The sequence below is a fragment of the Streptomyces sp. NPDC043685 genome (genome assembly GCF_056436585.1).
Map to the genome: position 1 here is coordinate 270867 of NZ_JBWKCH010000003.1, position 25789 is coordinate 296655.

22 protein-coding genes are annotated in these 25789 nt (G+C 72.5%); 7 read left to right on the plus strand and 15 right to left on the minus strand.

The features are described from left to right. The first annotated feature begins 36 nt into the window (after positions 1-36). Both ribA and AC0665_RS10435 read left to right on the plus strand, forming a co-directional pair. Positions 37-696 carry a GTP cyclohydrolase II gene (gene ribA / locus AC0665_RS10430; RefSeq protein ID WP_468403796.1) on the plus strand — a complete coding sequence of 220 codons (660 nt, stop codon included), beginning with the start codon at positions 37-39 and terminating at the stop codon, positions 694-696. Between the two features lie 77 nt (positions 697-773). Next, the gene (locus tag AC0665_RS10435) at positions 774-1841 is read left to right on the plus strand and encodes a saccharopine dehydrogenase (protein WP_478704808.1); all 1068 of its coding nucleotides are present in this window, start codon (positions 774-776) and stop codon (positions 1839-1841) included. A 117-nt stretch (positions 1842-1958) separates the two neighbouring features. On the opposite strand, the gene AC0665_RS10440 is transcribed toward AC0665_RS10435, so the two are convergent. The 10 genes from AC0665_RS10440 to tkt all read right to left on the minus strand — a co-directional run bounded on the left by AC0665_RS10440 (position 1959) and on the right by tkt (position 14761). Beyond that, positions 1959-3191, minus strand: a complete 1233-nt coding sequence (locus tag AC0665_RS10440) for a serine hydrolase domain-containing protein (protein WP_478704809.1) — start codon at positions 3189-3191, stop codon at positions 1959-1961. Positions 3192-3441: 250 nt separating this feature from the next. Continuing rightward, the gene (locus AC0665_RS10445; protein ID WP_478609230.1) at positions 3442-4104 is read right to left on the minus strand and encodes a TetR family transcriptional regulator; all 663 of its coding nucleotides are present in this window, start codon (positions 4102-4104) and stop codon (positions 3442-3444) included. A gap of 145 nt (positions 4105-4249) precedes the next feature. Then, entirely contained in the window at positions 4250-5716 is a 1467-nt protein-coding gene (locus tag AC0665_RS10450; RefSeq protein WP_478704810.1) for a membrane-associated oxidoreductase, read from the minus strand. Between the two features lie 59 nt (positions 5717-5775). After that, positions 5776-6363: a histidine phosphatase family protein gene (locus tag AC0665_RS10455; RefSeq protein ID WP_478508895.1), complete on the minus strand. Its 588-nt coding sequence runs from the start codon at positions 6361-6363 to the stop codon at positions 5776-5778. Between the two features lie 3 nt (positions 6364-6366). Then, positions 6367-7251: a phosphogluconate dehydrogenase (NAD(+)-dependent, decarboxylating) gene (gene gnd / locus AC0665_RS10460; protein WP_478704811.1), complete on the minus strand. Its 885-nt coding sequence runs from the start codon at positions 7249-7251 to the stop codon at positions 6367-6369. A gap of 1 nt (position 7252) precedes the next feature. Next, the gene (gene pgi / locus AC0665_RS10465) at positions 7253-8917 is read right to left on the minus strand and encodes a glucose-6-phosphate isomerase (RefSeq protein ID WP_478609226.1); all 1665 of its coding nucleotides are present in this window, start codon (positions 8915-8917) and stop codon (positions 7253-7255) included. Continuing rightward, entirely contained in the window at positions 8910-9845 is a 936-nt protein-coding gene (opcA, locus tag AC0665_RS10470) for a glucose-6-phosphate dehydrogenase assembly protein OpcA (protein WP_468403809.1), read from the minus strand. The genes pgi and opcA overlap by 8 nt, the downstream gene beginning before the upstream one ends. Then, entirely contained in the window at positions 9842-11524 is a 1683-nt protein-coding gene (zwf, locus tag AC0665_RS10475) for a glucose-6-phosphate dehydrogenase (protein WP_478704812.1), read from the minus strand. The genes opcA and zwf overlap by 4 nt, the downstream gene beginning before the upstream one ends. Next, positions 11521-12666, minus strand: a complete 1146-nt coding sequence (tal, locus tag AC0665_RS10480) for a transaldolase (protein WP_468403813.1) — start codon at positions 12664-12666, stop codon at positions 11521-11523. Before tal ends, zwf begins: the two co-directional genes overlap by 4 nt. A 19-nt stretch (positions 12667-12685) precedes the next feature. Beyond that, positions 12686-14761, minus strand: a complete 2076-nt coding sequence (gene tkt, locus AC0665_RS10485) for a transketolase (protein WP_478704813.1) — start codon at positions 14759-14761, stop codon at positions 12686-12688. Positions 14762-14918: 157 nt separating this feature from the next. Between tkt and AC0665_RS10490 the strand changes: the two genes are divergently transcribed. After that, positions 14919-15806, plus strand: a complete 888-nt coding sequence (locus tag AC0665_RS10490) for a helix-turn-helix domain-containing protein (RefSeq protein ID WP_478704814.1) — start codon at positions 14919-14921, stop codon at positions 15804-15806. Between the two features lie 52 nt (positions 15807-15858). On the opposite strand, the gene AC0665_RS10495 is transcribed toward AC0665_RS10490, so the two are convergent. Then, positions 15859-17253: a glycoside hydrolase family 16 protein gene (locus tag AC0665_RS10495; protein WP_478704815.1), complete on the minus strand. Its 1395-nt coding sequence runs from the start codon at positions 17251-17253 to the stop codon at positions 15859-15861. Between the two features lie 141 nt (positions 17254-17394). After that, complete coding sequence (locus AC0665_RS10500) at positions 17395-17670, minus strand: hypothetical protein (RefSeq protein ID WP_478704816.1); 276 nt, start codon at positions 17668-17670, stop codon at positions 17395-17397. A 175-nt stretch (positions 17671-17845) separates the two neighbouring features. Between AC0665_RS10500 and AC0665_RS10505 the strand changes: the two genes are divergently transcribed. The 4 genes from AC0665_RS10505 (at position 17846) to AC0665_RS10520 (ending at position 21820) form a co-directional block, all read left to right on the plus strand. Beyond that, entirely contained in the window at positions 17846-18355 is a 510-nt protein-coding gene (locus AC0665_RS10505) for an SRPBCC family protein (RefSeq protein ID WP_468632320.1), read from the plus strand. Continuing rightward, complete coding sequence (locus AC0665_RS10510; protein ID WP_478609205.1) at positions 18348-19967, plus strand: phytoene desaturase family protein; 1620 nt, start codon at positions 18348-18350, stop codon at positions 19965-19967. The genes AC0665_RS10505 and AC0665_RS10510 overlap by 8 nt, the downstream gene beginning before the upstream one ends. Before the next feature lie 45 nt (positions 19968-20012). Then, positions 20013-20894, plus strand: a complete 882-nt coding sequence (locus AC0665_RS10515) for an SDR family oxidoreductase (RefSeq protein WP_478704817.1) — start codon at positions 20013-20015, stop codon at positions 20892-20894. Positions 20895-20968: 74 nt separating this feature from the next. Further along, positions 20969-21820 (plus strand): oxygenase MpaB family protein, encoded by an 852-nt coding sequence (locus AC0665_RS10520; RefSeq protein WP_478704818.1) that lies wholly within the window; start codon positions 20969-20971, stop codon positions 21818-21820. A gap of 446 nt (positions 21821-22266) precedes the next feature. On the opposite strand, the gene AC0665_RS10525 is transcribed toward AC0665_RS10520, so the two are convergent. From AC0665_RS10525 to AC0665_RS10535, 3 genes are read right to left on the minus strand one after another with little or no spacing between them, the layout of a single operon-like run. After that, on the minus strand, positions 22267-23010 hold the full coding sequence (locus tag AC0665_RS10525) for an IclR family transcriptional regulator (RefSeq protein ID WP_478606243.1): 744 nt from the start codon (positions 23008-23010) through the stop codon (positions 22267-22269). Further along, complete coding sequence (locus AC0665_RS10530; protein WP_478704819.1) at positions 23007-24377, minus strand: DUF6351 family protein; 1371 nt, start codon at positions 24375-24377, stop codon at positions 23007-23009. Before AC0665_RS10530 ends, AC0665_RS10525 begins: the two co-directional genes overlap by 4 nt. Next, positions 24374-25720, minus strand: coding sequence for an MFS transporter (locus AC0665_RS10535; protein ID WP_478704820.1), 1347 nt, complete (start codon positions 25718-25720; stop codon positions 24374-24376). The genes AC0665_RS10530 and AC0665_RS10535 overlap by 4 nt, the downstream gene beginning before the upstream one ends. Positions 25721-25789 lie beyond the last annotated feature (69 nt).

Consider the following 25789-nt stretch of genomic DNA (forward strand, 5'->3'; position numbering starts at 1 on the left):
CACGGCCTTTCGTCTCTGCTTAGGAACTCGAGAATCATGACAGAAAAAATTGGCGTACTCGGCAAGAAGTCGGCGCAGCGGACCGGCGTGGAACGCGTCGTGAATGCGCCCTTGCCCACCGTGTACGGGAAATTCCAGGCGGTCGGTTACCTGGACCATGACCGCGGTGACGAACAGGTGGCGCTGGTCTACGGAGAGATCGGCACGGACGACGTCCTCATACGGCTGCATTCGGAGTGCCTGACCGGCGACGCCTTCGGCTCCCAGCACTGCGAGTGCGGTGACCAGCTCGACGCCGCGCTGCGCGCGGTCGTCAACGAGGGCGCGGGCATCGTCGTCTACCTCAGAGGGCACGAGGGCCGTGGCATCGGCCTGCTCGCCAAGCTGCGCGCCATGGCCCTGCAGGCGGAGGGCCTGGACACCGTCGAGGCCAATCTGGCCCTCGGCCTGCCGGTCGACTCCCGCGACTACGGCGTCGCCGCGCGGATCCTGGACGACCTGGGCGTGCGGTCGGTGCGTCTGATGTCGAACAACCCGCGCAAGCGCGAGGCGCTGGTGGACCACGGCATCACGGTCGCCGAGCAGGTGCCGCTGCTGATCCCGCCGTGCGAGAACAACATCACCTACCTGCGCACCAAGCGGGAACGCCTCGACCACCACCTGCCCCACCTGGACGCCGTGGTCAGCTCCTCCTGACGCGTACGCTTCGTGGACGTCCGCCCCTTGAGCGTCGGTCCTCGCGGCCGACGCCTCACGCCGGAGGCCCACCTGCGATGACCGAGCTCCATCTGTGGCTGCGCCACGAGGCCCGCACGACCGAGCGACGCACTCCGATCGTTCCCGACGACGCCCGGCGGCTCGTCGGGAACGGAGTGCGACTGACCGTCGAGGAGTCCCCGCAGCGGGTCTTCCCGACCGAGGAGTACGAGGCGGCCGGCTGCCGTGTCGTGCCCGCCGGCTCCTGGGCGACGGCACCGCGCGACGCCGTCGTGCTCGGCCTGAAGGAACTGCCGGACGAGCCCGCCGAACTGGCGCACCGGCACATCTTCTTCGGCCACGCCTACAAGAGCCAGCCGGGCGCGGCGGACCTGCTGGGCCGGTTCGCCGCCGGGGGCGGGGCGCTGTTCGACCTGGAGTACCTGGTGGACGACAGCGGACGACGCCTCGCCGCCTTCGGATTCTGGGCCGGCTACCTGGGGGCGGCGCTGGCGGTCCTCAGTCACCAAGGCCGGCTGCGGGCACCGCTGACGCCGACCACCAAGGAAGACCTGGACGAGACGCTGAAGCCCGTCGCCGGTGACCACGACATCGCCGGACTCGTCGTCGGCGCGCTGGGCCGCAGCGGCCGCGGTGCCCGCTCCGCCTTCGCCGCCGCCGGGATCGAACCGACCTGCTGGGACCTCGCCGAGACCCGGGACCTGGACCGCCGCGCCCTGCTGGAGCACGAGGTCATGGTCAACGCGGTGCTCGCCACCACCCCCGTCCCGCCCTTCGTCCGTGAGCGGGACCTCGACGCCCCGGGCCGCCGGCTGCGCACCCTGTGCGACGTGACCTGCGACGTCGGCTCCCCGCTCAACGTCCTGCCGGTGTACGACGAGACCACCTCCTGGGACGAGCCCGTACGGCGGCTGCGCGACGCACCGCCGCTCGACCTGATCGCCATCGACAACCTGCCCTCCCTGCTGCCGCTGGAGTCCAGCACCGACTTCTCGGCCGCCCTGCTGCCCCACCTGCTCGACTTCGGCGTCGGGGGACCCTGGGGACGCTGTCTGGACCGGTTCCATGAGGCGTCCCGCGCCCACGGCCTCGACGAGGTCGAGGGCAAGCCCCGTGAGCGCTGAACCGGCGGCCGCGAGCGGCACCGTCCACGCCGCCCGGACGGCCGCCCGGCCCGAGCGGTGGTGCCGGAACTCGCCCGGGATGGGGTGGAGTTCACCCTCCGCGTCGACAGGTAGCGGTCATGGCTGCGTCAGGGCCTCGTGGACCATCCGCTTGAGGTCCTTGAAGACCGTGTGGGACGTTCTGGGCCGTACCTGTGTCATGAACTGCACCGTCAGGTCACGGCCCGGGTCGACCCAGAACGTCGTCGTGGCCACGCCGCTCCAGCCGAAGGCGCCCAGCCCCGACGGGGCCAGGGTGCGGGACGGGTCGATCACCACCGAGCAGTTGAAGCCGAAGCCGAGCCCCTCGTTGCCGGGCTCGTCATGGGCGGGGCGGCTGCCGAAGGCCCGCAGGTCGGAGCCGCCGGGCAGGTGGTTGCGGGTCATCAGGTCCACCGTCCGGGGTTCGAGCAGCCGCACGCCGTCCAGTTCGCCCCGGCGGCGCAGCATCTCCATGAAGCGGTGGTAGTCGTGGGCGGAGCAGACCATGCCGCCGCTGCCCGACAGGAACCGCGGCCGGCCGCGCAGCGGGAGCCCCGGAATCGGCTCGATGCCGCCGCCCTCCTTCTCCCCGTACATCTCGGACAGCCGGGGCGCCTGCGCGTCCGTGACGTGGAAGCCCGCGTCCGTCATGCCGAGCGGCCCGAAGATCCGCTCCGCGCAGAACACGTCGAGGGGCTGCCCGGACACGACCTCGATGATCCGGCCCAGGACGTTGCTGGCCACCGAGTAGTTCCACTCGGTGCCCGGCTCGAACTGGAGCGGCAGGCCGGCGTAGACCTCGATGGTCTCGGCCAGGTCCGCGCCCCGCGGCACCGACGACTCCAGACCGGCCTCGCGGTACAGGGCGTCGACGGGGTGGGCGTGGTAGAAGCCGAAGGTCAGGCCCGAGGTGTGGGTCAGCAGATGCCGGACCAGGATCGGGCCCTCGGCCGGGCGGGTCTCGACGTCGGGCCCGGAGCCCGCGACGTAGACCCTCGGGTCGGCGAACGAGGGCAGATGGACGGCGACCGGGTCGTCCGGGGACAGCCTGCCCTCCTCCATCAGGAGCAGCGCGGCGACCGCGGTGACCGGCTTGGTCATGGAGTAGACCCGCCACAGCGTGTCGGGCTCGACCGGCAGCCCGGCCGCGATGTCGCGCAGTCCGTGGGTGGCGAGGTGGGCGACACGTCCGGCCCGGGCGACGGACACGAGGAAGCCCGGCAGCCGCCCGCCGTCGACCAGCGCCGCGAAGTGCCGGTCCATGCGGTCCAGCACCCGCGGATCCAGCCCCGCCTCACCCGGATCGACCTCTTGTCGCAGCTGTGCCATGGCTCTTCTCCCGTCGCACTCGTCGAGGTGAGATCGGGCATACCCCGCCCGGGCCGCCCGAGACCCCATCGTGGTGCAGGAACGGTTCATGATCGGGTAAGAACACGTGAGCGAGGGCGCTGGAGCATCCAATGGCCAGGGCGCCCACTCACAGCATGGCCGTGCGCGACATGCCGACCGCGTCGCCGGTGGCGTAGGCCAGCGGCGGAGCGGGGCATTGGACGAGCAGAGGGGACGTGCCGGATCGCGGCTAACCAGAGCGCTCCGCCGTCAGGTAGGCGATCACCATGTCGCCCAGCATCGCCCGGTAGTGGGCCCGCTGCGCCCGGTCGAGCAGGTCGCGGCCGAACAGCGCGCCGAAGGTGTGCCGGTTGGAGACCCGGAAGAAGCAGAACGAGGAGATCATCGCGTGCAGGTCGACGGCGTCGACGTCGGCCGTGAACAGACCTGACTCCTGGCCCGACGCCAGGATGCGGCGGATCACGTCCAGGGCGGGGGAGCCGATCTTCCCGAGCTTCTCCGAGGCGGCGATGTGCTGCGCCTCGTGGATGTTCTCGATGCTCACCAGGCGGATGAAGTCCGGGTGTTGCTCGTGGTGGTCGAAGGTCAGCTCGGCCAGGCGCCGGATGGCGGCCACCGGGTCCAAGTGGTCGACGTCGAGCCGCTGCTCGGCCTCCCGGATCACGCCGTAGGCCCGCTCCAGCACGGCGGTGAACAGCTGTTCCTTGCCGCCGAAGTAGTAGTAGATCATCCGTTTCGTGGTGCGGGTGCGGGCGGCGATCTCGTCCACCCGGGCCCCGTCGTAGCCGGCCCGCGCGAACTCCTCGGTGGCGACGTCGAGGATCTCGGCCCGGGTGCGGGCGGCGTCACGGATGCGCTCGCCAGGCCGTGCCGGTTCGTCGACGCTGGTCATCTGGTTCCTTCGGGCGGAGGTGCCGGTGCCGGTGATTCTAGGGGTGGGCGAACTGCTGCGGTCCGCCCGCGACCTGGGCTTCGACGGGCTCAACACGCCGCCAGCGCCCCGGTGCGGCTGGCCGCGCAGCACGCGGTGCGGGTGCTCACTGGCGGCTGACGGTCCGGGTGATGCCGGTGACGACGGTGGTGGCGAGGATCCAGCCCGTGAGCACCAGGGCGTAGGCGAGCCACTGGTATCCGCCGGTCGGGGCGAACGCGGCCTCCTGCCCGAAGGAGATCACCGGCAGCAGCAGGTCGAGGGTGTAGAAGACCGGGTTGAACTGCGGCGCCTCGTCCGCCTTCAGCGGCTCGGGGTGGTGCAGCGCGTAGGCGAGGGAACCGATCACCAGCAGTGACACCAGCCAGCCCGCGGCGCGCAGGGGGCGGAAGCCGTAACCGACGGTGGCATCCTGCACATGGCCCCACAGCCGGCCGTACCAGGGCAGGGTGGCGCGCCGGCGGCGCTGCTTGGCGAGCTGGACGACGCGGGCGGCGTCGTCGTCCCCGATCCGGCGGTAGGCCGCGGTCAACTGCTCGTAGGCGTGCGGGACATAGCCCTCGCCGTCGCGCTCCAGCATCGCCAGACGCCGCTCGGCGGGCTCGTGCGGGGTGAGGGAGGTGTAGACGAGGCTGTTGAGCAGGACCTCCTCGGGGACGACCTCCGGCTCCAGGAACAGCACGTCCAGCTGGGCGCGGCGCAGGTTGAGCGTGCCCGCCATGGGCGGACTCCTGCGCAGCCAGAGCTCCCCGATGGTGCAGCTGCTGGCCCGCAGGGCCGCGTCACCCGGGTTCGCCAGGCGCGCGTGCGACAGGTCGAGCCGGCCCGCGATCCGGGCGCCGCGCAGACCGATCCAGCCCAGCACGTCCGCCTCGCGCAGCAGGGCGTCGCCGTCCACCGTGAGCGTCTCGGCGTCGAGGGCGACCTCTCCTGCACCGGCCGCCAGCCGCGCCCCGTTGAGGTCGACGGTGCCGGCGACCGACGTGCCGGTCAGCCGCACCTCACCGCGTGTCCGCAGACCCGGCGCCGACAGGCCGTCACCGACGCTCATGTGGTTGAGCTGGAGCGCCGGCTGGCCGGGGGGCGGTTCGCCGACGGCGGCGCCGTCCAGGAACAGCGCACCGGACAGCTGCGCGCCGCCGAGCCGCACGGGCCCCCCGAACGAACAGCCCGACAGGCGCAGGACACCGTCCACGCGCAGGGTGGCGGCGTCCAGGCCGGGCAGGACCGAGCGGCGCAGGTTCAACTGGCGCAGCCGCGCCGCGTACAGGACGGGCACCTCCTCGAAGAAGCAGTCGCTCAGGCGCACGGCGTGGCCGATCTCGCCGTACTGGAGGTTGAGCACCCCGGTGATGCGCGCGCCCGCCACACGGAGCGCCGCAGTCTCCCCGTCCTCCTGCGGGGCGCTCAGCAGCAGTGCCCGCACCACGGACGCCCGCAGGGTCCGCTCGGGGCCCCAGTCGGCGCCCCGCGCCGGGTCCTCGTCCGCCGGGCCCCGGAAATCGACGTCCTGCCCCCGTGCGAAGGCACGCCACACCCGCTCCTCGGCGGGTGTCCGGTGGTCGGTCTCCATCAGCCGGGACTCTGGCGCGCCCGGCCGGAGGCTGTCAACTCACCTCCGGCCGGGGCCGGTTACGCCCTGGTGTTCCACTCCGCGATCACGGGTCTGCCGTGCTCGGTCGACAGCCGGCAGACCGTGCCGGTCTCCAGCCGGAACAACCGTCCCTCCGCCGGGGACAGACCCAGCCGGCGGGCGGTCACGACGCGCAGGAAGTGGCCGTGGGCCACCAGCAGCACATCGCCCTCGGGCAGCGCCTTCGCCGCCCGGGCCAGCACCCGGTCCGCCCGTTCGCCGACCTCCCGCGGGGATTCGCCCGGCTCGCCGTCGGGGCCGGGCGGATTCCCGTCGGTCCACAGGTCCCAGTCGGGGCGGGTGCGGTGTATCTCCTCGGTGGTGACGCCCTCGTAGGCGCCGTAGTACCACTCGTGCAGGTCCGCCTCCCGCACGGCCCCCGTCAGGCCCGCGAGTTCGGCCGTGCGCACCGCACGGGCGAGCGGGCTGGTGAGGACCAGCGCGAAGGAGCGGTCCGCGAGGAGCGGAGCGAGCGACGTGGCCTGCTCCTCACCGTTCGGGGTGAGGGGCAGGTCGGTGAAGCTGGTGTGCTGTCCGCTCCGGCTCCACTCCGTCTCGCCGTGGCGGACCAGCAGCAGATCACCCACGTCCTACGCCTTCTTCGCGGACTCGACGGCGTGGCCGCCGAACTGGTTGCGCAGCGCGGCGATCATCTTCATCTGCGGCGAGTCGTCCTGCCGGGAGGCGAACCGGGAGTAGAGGGAGGCGGTGATCGCGGGCAGCGGCACGGAGTTGTCGATCGCGGCCTCCACGGTCCAGCGTCCCTCGCCGGAGTCCTGGGCGTAACCCCGGAGCTCCTCCAGGTGCTCGTCCTCGTCGAGGGCGTCCACCGCCAGGTCCAGCAGCCAGGAGCGGATGACGGTGCCGTCCTGCCAGGAGCGGAACACCTCGCGGACGTTGTCCACCGAATCCACGGCCTCCAGCAGCTCCCAGCCCTCGGCGTAGGCCTGCATCATCGCGTACTCGATGCCGTTGTGGACCATCTTCGCGAAGTGCCCGGCGCCGACCCTGCCCGCGTGGACGAAGCCGTAGGGGCCCTCCGGCTTGAGCGCCTCGAAGATCGGCCGCAGCCGGTCGACGTACTCCTTCTCACCGCCGACCATCAGGGCATAGCCGTTCTTCAGGCCCCACACGCCGCCGGAGACACCCGCGTCGACGAAACCGATGCCGCGCTTGCCGAGCTCCTCGGCGTGCCGCTCGTCGTCCGTCCAGCGGGAGTTGCCGCCGTCGACCACCGTGTCGTACGGCTTCAGCAGGCCCGCGAGCTGGTCGATGACGTGCTGGGTGGGCTCGCCGGCCGGGACCATGATCCAGACCGTGCGGGGCGCTTCCAGCTGGTTGACGAGGTCGGCCAGACTGCTGGCGTCGGACTTCTCGGGGTCGGTGTCGTAGCCGATGACGGTGTGGCCGGCGTTGCGCAGGCGCTCGCGCATGTTGCCGCCCATCTTGCCGAGACCCACAAGACCGATCTGCATGTCAGTTCACTTCCCGGAGGTTGCGGTAGGTGGCCACCAGCGCGGCCGTGGACGGGTCGAGACCGGGGACGTCCGCGCCCTCGGTCAGGGCGGGCTCGACGCGCTTGGCGAGCACCTTGCCGAGTTCGACGCCCCACTGGTCGAAGGAGTCGATGTTCCACACGGCGCCCTGCACGAACACCTTGTGCTCGTAGAGGGCGACCAGCTGGCCGAGGACCGACGGGGTCAGCTCGGTGGCCAGGATCGTCGTGGTCGGGTGGTTGCCCAGGAACGTGCGGTGCGGCACCTGCTCCTCGGGCACGCCCTCCGCGCGGACCTCCTCGGCGGTCTTGCCGAAGGCGAGTGCCTGGCCCTGGGCGAGCAGGTTGGCCATCAACAGGTCGTGCTGGGCCTTCAGTTCGTCGCTCAGTTCGGCGACGGGCCGGGCGAAGCCGATCAGGTCGGCCGGGATGAGCTTGGTGCCCTGGTGGATCAACTGGTAGTAGGCGTGCTGCCCGTTGGTGCCGGGCGTGCCCCACACCACCGGTCCGGTCTGCCACCGGACCGGGTTCCCGTCGCGGTCCACCGACTTGCCGTTGGACTCCATGTCGAGCTGCTGGAGATAGGCGGTGAACTTCGACAGATAGTGGCTGTAGGGCAGGACGGCGTGCGACTGGGCGTCGTGGAAGTTGCCGTACCAGATGCCCAGCAGGCCCATGATGAGCGGGGCGTTGGCCTCGGCGGGGGCGTTGCGGAAGTGCTCGTCGACGATGCGGAAACCGTCGAGCATCTCCCGGAAGCGGTCGGGGCCGATCGCGATCATCAGGGACAGCCCGATCGCGGAGTCGTACGAGTAGCGGCCGCCGACCCAGTCCCAGAACTCGAACATGTTGTCGACGTCGATACCGAAGTCGGCCACCTTCTCCGCGTTGGTCGACAGCGCGACGAAGTGCCTGGCCACCGCCTTCTCGTCGCCGCCGAGGCCGCTGAGCAGCCAGGAGCGCGCCGAGGTCGCGTTGGTGATGGTCTCGATCGTGGTGAACGTCTTGGACGCGACGATGAACAGCGTCTCCGCCGGGTCCAGGTCGCGGATGGCCTCGTGCAGGTCGGAGCCGTCCACGTTCGACACGAAACGGAACGTCAGCTCGCGAGCCGTGAACGGCCGCAGCGCCTCGTAGGCCATCGCCGGGCCGAGGTCCGAGCCGCCGATGCCGATGTTGACGACGTTGCGGATGCGCTTGCCGGTGTGACCGGTCCACTCCCCGGAGCGCACCCGGTCCGCGAAGGCGGCCATCTTGTCGAGCACGGCGTGCACACCCGGGACGACGTTCTCGCCGTCGACCTCGATGACGGCGTCCCGCGGGGCGCGCAGCGCGGTGTGCAGCACGGCCCGGTCCTCGGTGATGTTGATCCGCTCGCCGCGGAACATGGCGTCGCGCAGGCCGAACACGTCGGTGGCGGCGGCCAGTTCCCGGAGCAGGGCCAGCGTCTCGTCGGTGACCAGGTGCTTGGAGTAGTCGATGCGCAGATCGCCCACGTGCACGACGTAGCGCTCGGCGCGCCCCGGATCGGCGGCGAACAGTTCCCGCAGATCGGGCCGGGGCAGGGCGTCCGCGCGGTGGTCCTCCAGGGCGGTCCACTCGGGACGCCGGTCGAGCCGCGGGGAGCCGGTGGGGGAGTCAGACATGAGCAGGGGTCTCCTCGGTTGCCTCGCCGTTCAGGGCGATGGCGTACATCTCGTCCGCGTCGAGGCGCCGCAGCTCCTCGGCGATGAGTTCGGAGGTGGCACGGACCTTCAGGGCGAGGGTGCGCGACGGCTGGCCTGGCAGGGTCAGCGTGGCCAGCGGCCCCTCGGGGCGGTCGATGACGATCTCGCCGTTCTCGGTGCCCAGGCGCACGGCCGTGACGACCGGCCCGGCGGTGACCACCCGGTCGACGCGTACGTGCAGCCGTGCCTCCAGCCAGCGGGCCAGCAGCTCGGCGGCCGGGTTGTCGGCCTCGGCCTCCACGGCCGCCGAGGTGATCCGCGCCCGGGCCTGGTCCAGCGCCGCCGCCAGCATCGAACGCCAGGGCGTCAGCCTGGTCCAGGCGAGGTCGGTGTCACCGGGCGCGTAGGCGCGGACCCGGCTCTCCAGCACCTCCAGGGGGTTGGCGACGGCGTACAGGTCGGTGATCCGGCGCTGGGCCAGTGCTCCGAGCGGGTCCTTCGAGGGCACTTCCGGGGCGTCCATCGGCCACCACACCACCACCGGCGCGTCCGGCAGCAGCAGCGGCAGCACCACCGAGTCGGCGTGGTCGGACACCTCGCCGTAGGTCCGCAGGATCACCGTCTCGCCGGTGCCCGCGTCGGCGCCCACCCGGACCTCGGCGTCCAGGCGGGAGGCCTGACGGTCGCGCGGGGTGCGGGCGTGCCGCTTGATGACGACCAGGGTGCGCGAGGGGTGCTCGTGCGAGGCCTCCTCGGCCGCCCTGATCGCGTCGTAGGCGTTCTCCTCGTCCGTGACGATCACCATCGTCAGGACCATGCCCACGGCGGGCGTGCCGATGGCGCGGCGGCCCTGCACCAGCGCCTTGTTGATCTTGCTTGCCGTGGTGTCGGTCAGGTCGATCTTCATGGCCTGCGCCAGCTCCGTCCGTCTCGTGCGAGCATCTCGTCGGCTTCCTCGGGTCCCCAGCTGCCCGAGGCGTACTGCGCGGGCCGGCCGTGCGTGGCCCAGTACTGCTCGATCGGGTCGAGGATCTTCCAGGACTCTTCCACTTCCTGGTGACGGGGGAACAGGTTGGCGTCGCCCAGGAGGACGTCGAGGATCAGCCGTTCGTACGCCTCGGGGCTCGACTCGGTGAAGGACTCGCCGTAGGCGAAGTCCATGGTCACGTCCCGGATCTCCATCGAGGTACCCGGCACCTTGGAGCCGAAGCGGACCGTCATGCCCTCGTCCGGCTGGACGCGGATGACGATGGCGTTGGAGCCGAGCTCTTCGGTGGCGGTGGAGTCGAAGGGGGAGTGCGGGGCCCGCTGGAAGACGACCGCGATCTCCGTCACCCGGCGGCCCAGCCGCTTGCCGGTGCGCAGATAGAACGGGACGCCGGCCCAGCGCCGGTTGTCCACCTGGAGCCTGACCGCGGCGTAGGTGTCGGTCGTGGAGGACTGGTCGATGCCGTCCTCCTCCAGATAGCCGCGCACCTTGGTACCGCCCTGCCAGGCCGCCGCGTACTGACCGCGCACGGTGCCCTGCCCGAGGTCCTGCGGCAGCCGCACGGCCTTGAGAACCTTCAGCTTCTCGGTGAGCAGCGAGGCGGCGTCGAAGGCGGCCGGCTCCTCCATCGCGGTGAGCGCCATCAGCTGGAGCAGGTGGTTCTGGATGACGTCACGGGCGGCGCCGATGCCGTCGTAGTAGCCGGCCCGCCCGCCGATGCCGATGTCCTCGGCCATGGTGATCTGGATGTGGTCCACGTACGACCGGTTCCAGATCGGCTCGAACATCTGGTTGGCGAAGCGCAGCGCCAGAAGGTTCTGGACGGTCTCCTTGCCCAGGTAGTGGTCGATCCGGAAGACCTGCTCCGGGTCGAACACGTCGTGCACGATCCGGTTGAGCTCCTCGGCCGACCTCAGGTCGTGCCCGAACGGCTTCTCGATGACCGCCCGGCGCCATGCGCCCTCGGGAGCGCTGGCCAGCTTGTGCTTCTTCAGCTGCTGGACGACCTTGGGGAAGAACTTCGGCGGCACCGAGAGGTAGAAGGCGTAGTTGCCGCTGGTGCCCCGGGAGGCGTCCAGCTCCTCGACCGCGGAGCGCAGCTGCTTGAACGCCGTGTCGTCGTCGAAGTCGCCCGGGATGAACCGCATGCCCTCGGCGAGCTGCTGCCAGACCTCCTCGCGGAACGGGGTCCGCGCGTGCTCGCGTACCGCGTCGTGCACCACCTGCGCGAAGTCCTGGTCCTCCCAGTCCCGGCGGGCGAAGCCCACCAGGGAGAAGCCTGGTGGCAGCAGACCCCGGTTGGCCAGGTCGTAGACCGCGGGCATCAGCTTCTTGCGGGACAGGTCACCGGTGACACCGAAGATGACGAGCCCGGAGGGGCCCGCGATCCTGGGCAGACGGCGGTCGCGCGGGTCGCGCAGCGGGTTGCTGAAGTCCGGGTCGGCGGCGTGGTCCGTGGGCGGGGCCGGGGCGGCCTCCGTCTCGCCGTGCACCCCGGTCTCCTCGACTCCGGCCGCCTCCTGGGCCAGCCGGGCCTCCTTGTCCTCCTTGGTCCCCTTCGTCTCCTGCTCGGCCGTCTGGGGGATGTCCTCGCTCATTCCGCGTCAACTCCCTTGCTGTTCAAGGACTTGGTGACCGCGTCCAGCAGGTCCTGCCAGGCCACCTCGAACTTGGCCACTCCCTCGTCCTCCAGTTGCCGCACCACCTCGTCGTATGCAATGCCGAGCCGTTCGACGGCCGCCAGGTCCGCCCGGGCCCGGTCGTAACCGCCGGTGACGGTGTCGCCCCGGACGTCACCGTGGTCGGCGACGGCGTTCAGCGTGGCCTCCGGCATGGTGTTCACCGTGCCGGGGGCGACCAGCTCGTCCACGTACAGGGTGTCCTTGTAGGCGGGGTCCTTCACACCGGTGGAGGCCCAAAGGGGGCGCTGCCGGTTGGCTCCGGCGCCTTCCAGGGACAACCAGCGCTCCCCCTCGAAGACGTGTTCGTACGCCTCGTGGGCGAGCCGCGCGTTGGCCAGGGCCGCCCTGCCCTTCAGCGCCAGGGCCTCGTCGGTGCCCAGCAGCGTCAGGCGCTTGTCGATCTCGGCGTCCACCCGGGAGACGAAGAACGAGGCGACCGAGTGGATCTCCGACAGGTCCAGGCCCGCCTCCCGCGCCCGCTCCAGGCCGGCGAGGTAGGCGTCCATCACCTCGCGGTAGCGCTCCAGCGAGAAGATCAGCGTCACGTTGACACTGATACCCGCTCCGATCACTTCCGTGATCGCCGGCAGGCCCGCCTTCGTCGCCGGGATCTTGATCATCACGTTGGGGCGGTCCACCAGCCAGGCGAGCTGCTCGGCCTCGGCGACGGTCGCCGTCGTGTCGTGGGCCAGCCGGGGGTCGACCTCGATGGAGACCCGGCCGTCCCGGCCGCCGGTCCTGTCGTACACCGGCCGCAGGACGTCGGCGGCGGCCCGCACGTCGGCGGTGGTCAGCATCCGGACGGCCTCGTCGACGGTCACACCCCGTACCGCCAGGTCGGCGAGCTGCTCCTCGTAGCCCGCCCCGGAGCCGATGGCGGCCTGGAAGATGGACGGGTTGGTGGTGACGCCGACGACATGCCTCGTGGCGACGAGCTCGGCCAGGTTGCCGGACTCGATCCGCCGGCGCGACAGGTCGTCCAGCCAGATCGACACGCCCTCGTCGGACAGGCGCTCGAGTGCTCCCGCGTGCGCGGTCGCTTCGGTCACAGTGATCATCTTCTTTCGGGTGGTGCGGTCAGCCGCGCACCGCGGACAGGGATTCCCGCGCGGCGGCGACGACGTTCTCGGGGGTGAAGCCGTACTCGGCGAACAGGGTTCCGGCGTCGGCGGAGGCACCGAAGTGCTCCAGGGAGACGATGCGTCCCGCGTCCCCGACGAACCGGTACCAGGTGAGTCCGATGCCGGCCTCGACGGCGACCCGGGCCTTCACGGTGGGCGGGAGGACGCGGTCGCGGTACGAGCGCGGCTGTTCCTCGAACCACTCCACCGACGGCATCGACACGACACGGGTGGGCACGCCCGCCTCCTGGAGGCGCTCGCGTGCCTCGGCGGCGACGTGGACCTCGGAACCGGTGGCGATGAGGATCACCTGCGGCTCGCCGCCCTCCGCCTCGAACCGCACGTACCCGCCGCGCGCGGCGTCCGGGTCGGGGGCGTACGTCGGCACGCCCTGACGGGTCAGCGCGAGACCGTGCGGGGCCGGGGCGGTGGAGTGCCGCTCGAGGATCTCCGCCCAGACGAGGGCGGTCTCGTTGGCGTCGGCGGGGCGTACGACGTTCAGGCCGGGGATGGCCCGCAGCGACGCCAGGTGCTCGACCGGCTGGTGGGTGGGGCCGTCCTCGCCCAGGCCGATGGAGTCGTGCGTCCACACGTACGTCACCGGCAGCTGCATCAGGGCCGACATCCGCACCGCGTTGCGCATGTAGTCGGAGAAGACCAGGAAGGTGCCGCCGTAGACGCGCGTGTTGCCGTGCAGGGCGATGCCGTTCATCTCCGCGGCCATGGAGAACTCGCGGATGCCGAAGTGGATCGTGCGGCCGTACGGGTCGGCCTCCGGCAGCGGGTTGTCCGCCGGGAGGAAGGAGCTGGTCTTGTCGATGGTGGTGTTGTTGGAGCCGGCCAGGTCGGCCGAACCGCCCCACAGCTCCGGGACGACCGGGCCGAGCGCCTGGAGGACCTTGCCGGAGGCGGCCCGGGTGGCGACCGCCTTGCCCGGCTCGAACACCGGCAGGGCGTCCTGCCAGCCCTCGGGCAGCTCGCCCTTGCTGACGCGGTCGAACGTGGCGGCCCGCTCCGGGTTCTCGCTCCGCCAGGCGGCGATCGACTTGTCCCAGGCGGTGTGCGCCTCGGCGCCGCGGTCCAGGGCCCGGCGGGTGTGGGCCAGCACCTCGTCGGCGACCTCGAAGGAACGCTCCGGGTCGAAGCCGAGGAGGCGCTTGGTGGCCGCGACCTCGTCCTCGCCGAGCGCCGAGCCGTGCGCGGCCTCGGTGTCCCGGGCGTTGGGGGCTGGCCAGGCGATGATCGTGCGCATCGCGATGATCGACGGCCGCGCGGTCTCGGCCTGTGCCGCCTTCAGCGCCGCGTACAGCGCGAGCACGTCGACGTCGCCGTCCTCCAGCGGCTCGATCCGCTGCACGTGCCAGCCGTAGGCCTCGTAGCGCTTGAGCACGTCCTCGGAGAACGCGGTCGCGGTGTCGCCCTCGATGGAGATGTGGTTGTCGTCGTAGAGGAAGACCAGGTTGCCGAGCCGCTGGTGGCCGGCGAGCGAGGAGGCCTCGGCGGAGACGCCCTCCTGGAGGTCGCCGTCGGAGACGATCGCCCAGACCGTGTGGTCGAAGGGGGACTCGCCCTCGGGGGCGTCCGGGTCGAACAGGCCGCGCTCGTAGCGGGCGGCCATGGCCATGCCGACGGCGTTCGCGACCCCCTGGCCCAGCGGACCGGTGGTGGTCTCCACGCCCGCGGTGTGCCCGTACTCGGGGTGGCCGGGGGTCTTGGAGCCGTGGGTGCGGAACGCCTTCAGGTCGTCCAGCCCCAGCTCGTAGCCCGCGAGGTAGAGCTGTGTGTAGAGGGTGAGCGAGGTGTGGCCGGGGGACAGGACGAAGCGGTCACGGCCGGTCCACTCGGGATCGGCGGGATCGTGGCGCATCACCTTCTGAAAGATCGTGTAGGCGGCCGGTGCCAGGCTCATCGCGGTGCCGGGATGGCCGTTGCCGACCCGCTGGACGGCATCCGCCGCCAGAAGGCGGGCGGTGTCGACGGCACGCCGGTCGAGTTCGGTCCATTCGAAGCGGTCCGCTGTCTGCGTGCTCATCTTCAAGAAGTCCTCGATAGGAGCGAAGGTGCTGGTCTGACGTGTTCAAAATTAAAAGTCTGACTTTTACGGCGGAAGGTCGTCGTGTGCCAGCCTGTGGTGAAAGTGGGACACCCATCGGCGACACGGCACGCGAGCGGGGCGGTACGAGGCGGACATGGCGGACAGAACCATCCAAGGCGGCGGCGGGATCGATACGTTCCCCTTCCCGGTCGAGCTCAGTGTCGGCGGCGTCGGCATGCAGGTCGGCCCGATGAGCACAGGCCGTACCTGGCACACCGACGCGCCGCTGGGGCGCGTGCACCGCATCGACTTCCACATCGTCCTGCTGTTCGGAGCGGGCCCGGTCCGGCACATGGTCGACTTCACCGAGTACGAGGCCATGGCCGGGGACCTGCTGTGGATCCGCCCGGGGCAGGTCCACCGCTTCTCGCGCTCCAGCGAGTACCGCGGAACCGTCCTGACCATGCAACCGGGCTTCCTGCCCCGCTCGACGGTGGAGGCCACCGGCCTCTACCGCTACGACCTGCCGCCGCTGCTGCGCCCCGACGCGGCCCAACTCGCCGGTCTCCAGGCCGCGCTCGCCCAGCTGCACCGCGAGTACGAGGACACCGAGACGCTCCCGCTCAGCCTGCACACCGCCGTTCTGCGCCACTCCCTGACGGCGTTCCTGCTGCGGCTGGCCCATCTCGCGGCGAGTTCGGCGCAGGCCCTGCGGCAGCGCTCCGACTCCACCTTCACCCTCTTCCGGGACGCCGTGGAGCGGGACTTCGCCACCAACCACAGCGTCAGCGCCTACGCCGACGCGCTCGGCTACTCCCGCCGCACCCTGGTCCGGGCGGTGCGAGCGGCCACCGGCGAGACCCCCAAGGCCTTCATCGACAAGCGCGTGGTCCTGGAAGCCAAACGGCTCCTCGCCCACACCGAGTTGCCGATCGGCCGGGTCGGCGTGGCGGTCGGCTTCCCGGACGCCGCGAACTTCTCCAAGTTCTTCCACCAGCACACGGACCAGACCCCGGCGGCCTTCCGGGCGGAGCTGCGCTGAACACGGCGAAAGGGGGCTCCACGCGTGCGTGGAGCCCCCTTTCGGGCAGGGATCAATGCCCGAAGGTGAACCAGTTGACGTTCACGAAGTCGGCCGGCTGCCCACTGGTGAAGGTCAGATAGACGTCGTGCGTGCCCGTCACGGCAGCGATGTTGGCCGGGACGGTCCGCCACGACTGCCAGCCCCCGGTGCTGCCCACCGCGAAACTCCCGACGGGCGCGCTGCTGCGGCTGTCCAGGCGCACCTCGACCAGCCCGCTGACGCCGCCCGCCGCTCCGCTCGCGACCCGGGCGCTGAACTGCCGGGCCGCCGAGGAGCCGAAGTCGACGCCCTTGTAGTGCAGCCAGTCGCCGTTGGCGAGCGCGCCGACGTTCTGGCCGCCGCCCGAGTCGGACGTGGTCTCGGTGATCACACCGGACTGACCGTCGTACGACTCGGCCTGGATGGTGCCGTAGGCGTCACGGCCGCCGGTCGGGGGAGGCGTGGTGCCGCCGCCGGACGACAGCACCTGCACATAGTCGACGACCATCGCGTGGCCCGGCTGTGTCCCGGCGTCCGGGCCGCCGCCGAACGCGTCGGGGAAGCCGCCGCCCATCGCGACGTTCAGGATGATGAAGAAGCCGTGGTCCGTGGCGTTCTTCCAGGTCGTCGCGTCGACCTGGTCGGCGCGCACCGTGTGGTAGGTGACGCCGTCGAGGGAGAAGCGGATCTCCTCGACGCTCCTCGAGCGGTCCCACTCCATCCGGTACGTGTGGAAACCGGCCTGGCAGGAGGTGCCCTGACAGGTGGTCGAACCGCCGATGCCGCTGGTCTCGTTGCAGGGGCCGCCGGGCGAGGTGCCGCAGTGCATGGTGGCGAACACCGTGTTCATGCCCTGGGTGTTCTCCATGATGTCCAGCTCGCCGACCGCCGGCCAGTTCCAGTAGTTGCCGCGGTAGGGGGAGCCCAGCATCCAGAACGCCGGCCAGTAGCCCTTGGCCGCGGCGCCGGTGACGTTCGGCACCTGGATCCGCGACTCGACGCGGAGGGTGCCGCCGGCGGGGGGCCGGAAGTCGGTGCGGTTGGTCTCGATCCGGCCGGAGGTCCAGTTCCCGGCGGAGTCCCGCCGGGGTGTGATGCGCAGGTTGCCGTTGCCGTCGAGCGAGACGTTGTCCCTGCTGTTCGTCATCGTCTCGATCTCGCCGGTGCCCCAGTTGGCGGGGCCGCCGGGGTAGCCCTTGCCGGTCGCGTACTGCCAGGCGGAGGTGTTGACGCCGGAGCCGGCGGCGCCGTCGAAGTCGTCCACGAACACCTGCGTCCAGCCCGACGGGGGTGTCGGCGCGGAAGCGGTCGCGGACGGGGTGGCGACGGCGGAGGCGGCCGCCGCCAGGCCGAGCGTGGAGACGACGGCGGCCAACGCCCGCCGGAAGCTACGGGATCTGCGGGGGGTGCTTGAGGTTCCGCTCATGTGGGGCCTCTCGGGAAAGGGGGATGAGAGCGCTCTCAAAGTTCCGCCAATGTGCTCCACCGCACTCGTGCCGTCAAGGGATGAAGCCAAGAAAAGCGCGCGGCGACGGCCGGCTGCAGACCCTGAAGGGAACGAACCGGGTCAGCCGGAGGCCTGCTCGCCGCCCGGCTGCTCCGGCTCGGCGGACCACCGCTTCACGTACCAGGCCGCCACGTCGTCCGTGGCCAGCAGTACGACGATGCCGGCCACCGTCGTCCACTCGGGAAGCCCGGCGAAGTGGACGACGGAGACGACGGCCATCGCCAGGGCGGCCATCAGCAGCCACCGCAGCCCGTGCTGCCACCCGCGGTGCGCCGCCAGCCACCGTGCCCACCGCCGCGCCCTGCCCTGCCGCGCCATCCCCGGTCCCCCCGTCACGCGCCTCCCAGGGATTCGACTCGCGCCGGGCCCGGACGGTTGCCCGGGCGTCTCGCGTGGGGCCGGACGGTTGCCCGGGCCGTCTCGCGCCGCGCCCAGGACGCCCCGGGCTGTTGAACCGGCCCGGGCGGGGCACTCGGGAGGCATCATCCGGTCGAGGCAGCAGGAGGCATCCGTGGCCGTTCGCCATCACCTGGTCCGAGTCCCCCCGGCCGCCGTGTGGGACGTCCTCGCCGACGGCAACCGCTACGCCGAATGGGTGGTGGGGACCTCCGAGTCCCACCCCGTGCGCGGACAGTGGCCCCGTACCGGCGCGGCGATCCGCTACGAGGTCAGGCTCGGCCCGGTGCACCTGGACAACGAGACCGTCGTCCGCCACTGCGAGCAAGGCGCCCGGCTGGAGCTGGAGGCCCACGCCGGAGTCCTGGGCACCGCACGCGTCGCGATCGAGCTGCGGCCCTGGGGCGAGCACTGCCTGGTGATCGTGGACGAGCATCCCCTGCGCGGCGCGGGCGGCCGGCTGCACAACGTCGGATTCGAGGCGCTGATCCAGCTGCGCCACCGGACCATGCTGGCCCGGCTGGCCAGACTGTGCGAGGCCGGCACGGAACAGACGGGAGGTGCGCGGCGCGCCCTGGGCCAGGTGACCGTGGGGTCCGACACCGGCGGGGCCGGCCATGCCTGACGCCGTCGTGATCGGCGCGGGCCCCAACGGGCTGGTCGCCGCCAACGTCCTCGCGAGCGCCGGGTGGCACGTCGAGGTGCTGGAGGAACAGCCCGAACCGGGGGGTGCGGTGCGCCACGACCGGGGCGTCGACGCCGCCTTCGTCAACGACCTGTTCAGCTCCTTCTACCCGCTCGCGGCCGCCTCACCGGTCCTGGCGGCCCTGCGCCCCGAGGAACACGGGCTGCGCTGGAGCCACGCGCCCAGCGTGGTCGCCCACCCGCTCACCGACGGCAGCTGCGCCGTCCTGGACCGGAACGTGCACACCACCGCCGCGTCCCTCGACGCCTTCGAACCGGGCGACGGAGCCGCCTGGCAGCGCCTGCACGAGGTGTGGGAGAGCCTGCGCCCCGGCCTCCTGGACGCCCTGTTCACCCCCTTCCCGCCCGTGCGCGCCACGGCCCGGCTGGCGCTGCGGCTGCGCGCGGCGGGCGGACTGCGCATGGCCCGCTCCCTGGTGCTGCCGGTGCGGCGTCTGGGCGAGGAGGAGTTCCGCGGCCAGGGCGGACGCCTGCTGCTCGCCGGCAACGCCCTGCACGCCGACCTGGCCCCCGAGTCGGCGGGCAGCGGCGGCTTCGGCTGGCTGATGGCGATGCTCGGCCAGACCTACGGCTTCCCGGTCCCGGTCGGTGGCTCCGGCGCGCTGACCTCGGCCCTGGTCCGGCGTCTGGAGTCCCTGGGCGGACGGGTGCGCTGCGGGCAGCGCGTCGAGCAGGTCGTCGTCCGCGGCGGGCGGGCCGTCGGCGTGCGGACGGCGACCGGTGACGCGGTCGCGGCCCGCAAGGCGGTACTGGCGGACGTGTCGGTGCCCGCCCTGTACGGCGAGCTGGTCGACCCCGCGCACCTGCCCGCCCAGACCCTCGAGGACCTGCGGCGGTTCCAGTGGGACTTCGCCACGTTCAAGGTCGACTGGGCGCTCGACGGGCCGGTGCCCTGGCAGGCCGAACAGGCGTCCCGGGCCGGCACCGTGCACCTCGCCGACGGCATGGACGAGCTGACCCGCTTCACCGCGCAGATCGCCATGCGGCAGGTCCCGGACCGGCCGTTCCTGATCTTCGGCCAGATGACCACCTCCGACGCCACCCGTTCCCCGCAGGGCACCGAATCGGCCTGGGCCTACACCCACCTCCCGCACGAGATCCGCGCCGATGCCGCCGACGAGGGCATCTCCGGAAGCTGGGACACCAAGGACCAGGAGCTCATGGCCGACCGCATGGAACGCCAGGTGGAGCGCTTCGCGCCCGGCTTCCGCTCCCTGATCCGCGGCCGCCGCATCCTGGCGCCCCCGACCCTGGAGGCACTCGACGGCAATCTCGCCGGGGGTGCCATCAACGGCGGCACCACCGCGATACACCAGCAACTCGTCTTCCGCCCGCTGCCCGGCACCGGCCGGCCGGAGACCCCGGTGCCGGGCCTGTACCTCGCCTCCTCGGGAGCCCACCCGGGCGGCGGCGTGCACGGAGCGCCGGGAGCCAACGCCGCACGGGCCGCCCTGCGCCGCAACCGGCCCCCGGGCCTCGCCCGTGCCCAGCGGCTCCTCGCCCACCGCGACCGCACCGGAGCCAGGCGCTGACCCGGCCCCGCGGGCACGGGTCGGGCACCGGAAGGAAGGGCAGCCATGAGCAGCAGCCCACTTGCCGACCGCACCATCGTCATCACCGGAGCCGCCCGCGGCGTCGGCGCGGCACTCGCCCGGGAGGTCGCCCGGCGCGGCGCCCGGGTGGCGCTGCTCGGCCATGAGGGACCCGTCCTGGAGGCGGTGGCCGCCACCCTCCCGGGCCCGGCCCTCGCCCTCGAGGCCGACGTCACCGACCTGTCCGCGCTGGAGGCCGCGGCGGACACCGTGCGGGCCCGCCTCGGCCGCCCCTCGGCCGTGGTGGCGAACGCCGGCATCGCCGAGGGGGGCGCGCTCCTCGACTCGGACCCGGCCGCCTGGCGTCGCGTGATCGACGTCAACCTCACCGGCAGCTCCCACACCGCCCGGGTCTTCCTGCCGGACCTGTTCGGCACGGCGGGCTACTTCCTCCAGGTCGCTTCCCTGGCGTCGATCGGCGCCGCCCCGCTGATGAGCGCGTACTGCGCCTCCAAGGCCGGGGTCGAGGCCTTCGCCCACTCCCTGCGCGCGGAGGTGGCGCACTGCGGGGTCGGGGTGGGCATCGCCTACCTCAACTGGACGGACACCGACATGATCCGCGACGCGGACCGGTACGCCGTCCTGCGGGAACTGCGCCGGCACATGCCTGGGCCGGTCCGCCGCGTGTACCCCGTGGACACGGTCGCCGCCCACATGGTCCGGGGCATGGAACGCCGCCGCACGGCCGTGTACGCACCGCCCTGGCTGCGGCTGGCCCAGCCGATACGCCCGGCCATGCCCCCGGTGGTCCTGCGCGTGGCGCGCCGCGAACTGCCCCGCCTGGAGGCCTCCGGTCCGGTCCGCTCCACCGGACCGCTCGGAGCCGGGGGACTGGCCGACCGCGCGGCGGCCGGGCCCGGGACCTGACGCGGGCGGTCCGGCACGCTCCGCGGCGGCACCGCCATGCCGGACACTGGTCAGCAGGAGAAGGGAGGCCGACCGTGCTGACCGGAGTCCGAGAACAGCTGGGCCAGGCCCTGTTCCGCCGCGTCGCGGGCCCCGGCGGCCCCGCCACCCGTGACCGTATCCACCACACCCCCGGCCCCCGCTGGTTCGGGCCCGACCGGCCGATCCGCGCGGTCCACGGTGACGCCTCGATGTTCATCGGCGGGCTGACCGCCCTGCTCCTGCAGTCGCTGCACCCGCTCGCCATGGCGGCGGTCGCCGGGCACTCCGGCTTCCGGGGCGATCCGTGGGGACGGTTGCAGCGCACCAGCACCTTCCTGGCCGTGACGACGTACGGCACCGCCGCGGACGCCCAGGAGGCCGTCGACCGGGTGCGCGGCATCCACGAGCGGATCCGCGGCAGGACGGCCGACGGGGTGCCGTACCACGCCGCCGACCCGCGTCTGCTCGGCTGGGTGCACGCCGCCGAGACGGACAGCTTCCTGCGCGCCCACGCACGCTACGGGGCCCTGCCGCTGGACGCCGCCGGCTACGACGGCTACGTGGCCGACACCGCGCGGGTCGCCGAGGCGCTGGGGGTGCAGGACCCGCCGCGGGACCGTCGTGAACTGGCCGAGCGCCTGAGCGCCTACCTGCCCGAGCTGCGGGCCACGCCCGAGGCACGGGCGGCGGCCCGCTTCCTGCTGTTCCAGCCGCCCCTGCCGCTCGCCGTCCGGCCCTTCTACGGGGGCCTGGCGGCCAACGCCGTCACCCTGCTCCCGCCCTGGGCGCGCGGCATGCTGTGGCTGCCCCGGGTGCCGGTCGTCGAGGACCTCGCGGTACGCCCCACGGGCCGAGCGCTGACCCGGACCATCCGCTGGGCCATGTCCCCGTCCAGGGAGACCTGAGCGACGCCGGACCGGCCGAGTCCCGGGCTCGCCCAGGGCCCCCACTCTCCGCCCCGCTGAGGGCTACCGTCCCCGGGAACTGCTCAGGGCCGACGCTGTCCGGCACGCCCAGGGCCGCCGCCCCTAGGCGCCGGTCAGGGCTGCGTCCTCGGTGCCGGTCAGGGCCGGCGCCCTCCTGGAATCGCTCACGGCCGGCGTCAGGCGTGCCCAGGACCGCCCCACCCGGCACCGCCCAGGGTTGGCGCCCTCCGCATGGGCCAGGGCTGCGTCCTCGGGCACCGGTCGGGGCTGCCGCCCTTCGGGAACTGCTCAGGGCTGGAGTCCTCCGACGCACCCAACACCACCCCCCGGCACCGCCCAGGCAGCCACCCCCGGCACCGGGCAGGGGCCGCCCTCGGCACCGTCCAGGCAGCCACCCCCGGCCCCCGGTCAGGGCCCCGTACCGCTCACGGCCGCCACCCCAGCGCCCGTGAGATGCCGCGCGCAGCCATCCGTACCGCCGGGCCCAGCACCGGCACCTGCGCGTTCGCGTGCGGCACCACGATGGACACGGCGGCGGTCACCGTGCCGTCAGCGGCGCGTACGGGCGCGGCCACCGACAGGGCGTCCTCGGTGATCTGACGGTCGCTCACCGCCACGCCCGACCTGCGCACTTCGGCGAGCGCCCGGCGCAGCCGCTCCGGGTCGGTGATCGTGTACGGGGTGAAGGACGCGAGGTCGCCCGCGCAGTACTCCTTCTGGAACACCGGGTCGCCGTGGGCCAGCAGGGCGAGTCCGACGCCGGTGGCGTGCAGCGGCCAGCGGGCGCCGACGCGGATGTGCACGCCGACCGCCGACCGCCCCGACAGCCACTCGGTGTAGACGACGTCCCGGCCGTCGCGCACGGCCAGTTGCACGTTCTCGTGCGTCGCCTCGTACAGGTCCTCCAGATACGGCAGCGCGATCTGCCGCAGGGCGAGGCCCCGGGGGGCCAGTGCCGCGAGCTCCCACAGCCGCAGCCCGACGTGGTAGACGCCGGAATCGTCCCGCTCCAGGGCGCCCCATTCGGTGAGCGCCCCCACCAGGCGGTGCGTGGTGGTCAGGCTCAGTCCGGCCCGCCGGCTGATGTCCGTCAGGCACAGCGCCGGATGCTCGTGGTCGAAGGCCGCGAGCACGGACAGCAGCCGACCGGGCGCGGTGGGAGCGGTCATGACCGGACGTCCCCCGGGTGGGCGAGGTCGTAGGGGCGGGGGTAGGCGGCCGGGCGGTACGGGAGGTAGCGGGGCTCGGTTCCCGGGTCCGCCGCCCTCGCGCGGGAGTTGAGGGCGCCCGGCGAGGCGTCCCAGCGGCCGGTGTCCAGGCGCTTGTCGACGGTGTGCAGGGCTGCCAGGGTCTCGCCCGGCGTGAAGGTGCAGTGGCCCGGCGCGTCGACGTACGCCTGGCGGAGCAGCCCGGCGGAGCCCGCCGCCGTGACGGCCCGCCGGTAGGCGCTCTCCGCCTGCACCGGGATCAGGGCGTCGCCGGTGGTGTGGATGTTCAACTGCGGGTCGGTGAGCCGGCCGGAGAGCACGCTGGTGTGGCGCATCCACCGCACCGCCGCCGGGTCGGCGGAGATCCTGGGTGCCCGGGCCAGGGCCGAGAGGTCCGTGCGCAAGGACAGCCCCGCCTCCTTGTAGAGCTCCGTCACCTCTTTGTACAGCGGGGACCGGGCGAGCATCGAGGAGTGGTCGACGCCCGTGTTCCAGGACGGGTTGCCGCCCGCCCGGCTCTCGGCCTCCTGCCGCCAGGCGAACGCGGGCAGCTGGAGCATGCCCCGGACGGCGGCGTACTGGTTGGCCTGCGCGGTCCTCCAGTCGGTGGGGCCCGGTTCGCTCTGCGAGGCGTCGTTGTGGCCCGGGATGTTGTGCAGGGCGGCCGCCAGGGCGATCCGGGCCCGGCCCCCGGGGGTCTGCTGGGCCGCGTCGACCTTCGAGGTGAGCGCCTTCCCGGCGGCGACCGCCTCGGCCTGGTCCGCGAACCCCGTGAGCCGTACCCCGGAGTCCGGCGCGAGCAGGGTGCGCAGCGCGAACACCGGGTCCAGGGTGCTGTTCCAGTTGGCGACGCCGCCCTGCACCAGACCGCACATCGACAGCGACCCGTCGAAGCGGCCGGGGTGCCGCTCGGCGAGCACGCTGGTGACGAAGCCGCCGTAGGAGGTGCCCCAGGCGAGCGTCCGCCGTGCCGGGCCGAACCTCTGCGTGAACAGGTCCAGTGTGGCGAGCTGGTCGGGCACCGCCTCGGTGATCGCCCAGCCGTTCGTGGCGTACGAGGAGCCGATCAGGGCGTAGCCCTCGGCCAGCAGCGTGTCGCGGACGGCCGGACCGGGCGTGTTCTGGGCCGGGTTGGGGGCTCCGGCCGGGCTGTAGCCGTGGCTGTAGAGCAGCACCGTGCCGTTCCAGGACGCGGGGACGTCCATCACGTACGCGGCGCCGGAGGACAGCCGGCCCTCCAGGTGGGTGCCGGTGGTCGAGGCCCGCGCGGGCAGGGCGGTCGCCGCCAGGGAGAGGCAGGCGGTCAGTAAGGCCAGGCGGATCCTCAACGCGGCGTTCCTTCCAGGGCGGGGGAGGGGGTGGGGGAGTCCAGGGCATCGGTGTGCGTCTCGCGCAGCCGCCACACGGTGACCGCGGTGATCGCCGCGCCCGCGCACAGCAGCAGCGACACCGGGGCGCTGCCGCCGCCGAAGGACGCCAGGAGGCTGCCGGCGATCAGCGGGGAGAACCCGGCGCCGATCAGCGTCGCCCCCTGGTAGCCGAGGGAGGCGCCGGTGTAGCGGACGCGGGTGCCGAACATCTCGGTCAGCAGGGCGCCCAGCGGCCCGTACATCGTGGACTGCGCCACCCCGTGACCGAGGGCCAGGGCGAGGATCAGCAGCCCGGGCGAGCCGGAGTCGACCAGGGCCAGCACCGGGAAGGCCAGCGCAGCGGAGGCGACGGCTCCGGCGAGGACGACGGGCCGGCGCCCGACCCGGTCCGACAGCGCGGACGCGGTGGGCAGGACGACGAGGGCCACGCAGGAGGCGACGGTGACCGCGGTGAGCACCTGCGGGCGGGTGTACCCCTCGTCGACGGCGTAGGAGATCATGAAGCTGGTCAGCAGCGACTGGGCGGTGAACGCGCCGATGCCGACGCAGGCGGCCAGCAGCACCGGCTTGGGGCGGCGCAGCACCTCCAGGATCGGCGGCTTGTCCACGGGCTCCCGCCGCGCCTGGGCGAACAGGGGGCTCTCGGCGACCTTCAGCCGCACGAACAGGCCGACGGCCAGCAGCACGATGCTCAGCAGGAACGGCACCCGCCAGCCCCAGGAGCGGAACTGCTCGTCCGGCAGGGTGGCGACGAGCGTGACCACCCCGGCGGACAGCACCGATCCGAGCGGTGCGCCGAGCTGGGTGAAGCTGGACCACAGGCCGCGCCGGGATCCCCGCGCGTGCTCGGCGTGCTCCACCACCATCAGCATCGCGCCGCCCCACTCGCCGCCGATGGCGATGCCCTGCACCACGCGCAGGGCGACCAGCAGCACCGGAGCCCAGACGCCGATGGTGTCGTACGTCGGCAGCAGGCCGATGAGGAAGCTGCCCGACCCCATCAGGACCATGGTCAGCAGCATCATCGACTTGCGGCCGACGCGGTCTCCGAAGTGCCCGAAGACGATGCCGCCGAGGGGACGGGCGAGATAGCCCGCGGCGAAGGTGCCGAACGCCGCGACGGTGCCGACCGCCGGGTCGGCCCGCGGGAAGAACAGCTCGCCGAAGACGAGCGCGGCGACGGTGCCGTAGACGAGGAAGTCGTAGAACTCGACGGTGGTGCCGAGCAGGCCGGAGAGGGCGACACGGCGCAACTGGCACTGGTCGGGGGAGGGTTGGGCGGCTGACGGGGATGGCTGCACGGTGGGCTCCCTGGGGACGGGGCGCGGTTGGTCCGTGAAGTTATGCATCTATCGTGCAGCCGTCAATCA

Excerpts from the sequence above, each read along its gene's own strand:
- ribA (WP_468403796.1), top strand. The coding sequence starts at position 37 with ATGACAGAAAAAATTGGCGTACTCGGCAAGAAGTCGGCGCAGCGGACC.
- AC0665_RS10435 (WP_478704808.1), top strand. The coding sequence starts at position 774 with ATGACCGAGCTCCATCTGTGGCTGCGCCACGAGGCCCGCACGACCGAG.
- AC0665_RS10440 (WP_478704809.1), bottom strand. The coding sequence starts at position 3,191 with ATGGCACAGCTGCGACAAGAGGTCGATCCGGGTGAGGCGGGGCTGGAT.
- AC0665_RS10445 (WP_478609230.1), bottom strand. The coding sequence starts at position 4,104 with ATGACCAGCGTCGACGAACCGGCACGGCCTGGCGAGCGCATCCGTGAC.
- AC0665_RS10450 (WP_478704810.1), bottom strand. The coding sequence starts at position 5,716 with ATGGAGACCGACCACCGGACACCCGCCGAGGAGCGGGTGTGGCGTGCC.
- gnd (WP_478704811.1), bottom strand. The coding sequence starts at position 7,251 with ATGCAGATCGGTCTTGTGGGTCTCGGCAAGATGGGCGGCAACATGCGC.
- pgi (WP_478609226.1), bottom strand. The coding sequence starts at position 8,917 with ATGTCTGACTCCCCCACCGGCTCCCCGCGGCTCGACCGGCGTCCCGAG.
- opcA (WP_468403809.1), bottom strand. The coding sequence starts at position 9,845 with ATGAAGATCGACCTGACCGACACCACGGCAAGCAAGATCAACAAGGCG.
- zwf (WP_478704812.1), bottom strand. The coding sequence starts at position 11,524 with ATGAGCGAGGACATCCCCCAGACGGCCGAGCAGGAGACGAAGGGGACC.
- tal (WP_468403813.1), bottom strand. The coding sequence starts at position 12,666 with ATGATCACTGTGACCGAAGCGACCGCGCACGCGGGAGCACTCGAGCGC.
- tkt (WP_478704813.1), bottom strand. The coding sequence starts at position 14,761 with ATGAGCACGCAGACAGCGGACCGCTTCGAATGGACCGAACTCGACCGG.
- AC0665_RS10490 (WP_478704814.1), top strand. The coding sequence starts at position 14,919 with ATGGCGGACAGAACCATCCAAGGCGGCGGCGGGATCGATACGTTCCCC.
- AC0665_RS10495 (WP_478704815.1), bottom strand. The coding sequence starts at position 17,253 with ATGAGCGGAACCTCAAGCACCCCCCGCAGATCCCGTAGCTTCCGGCGG.
- AC0665_RS10510 (WP_478609205.1), top strand. The coding sequence starts at position 18,348 with ATGCCTGACGCCGTCGTGATCGGCGCGGGCCCCAACGGGCTGGTCGCC.
- AC0665_RS10515 (WP_478704817.1), top strand. The coding sequence starts at position 20,013 with ATGAGCAGCAGCCCACTTGCCGACCGCACCATCGTCATCACCGGAGCC.
- AC0665_RS10525 (WP_478606243.1), bottom strand. The coding sequence starts at position 23,010 with ATGACCGCTCCCACCGCGCCCGGTCGGCTGCTGTCCGTGCTCGCGGCC.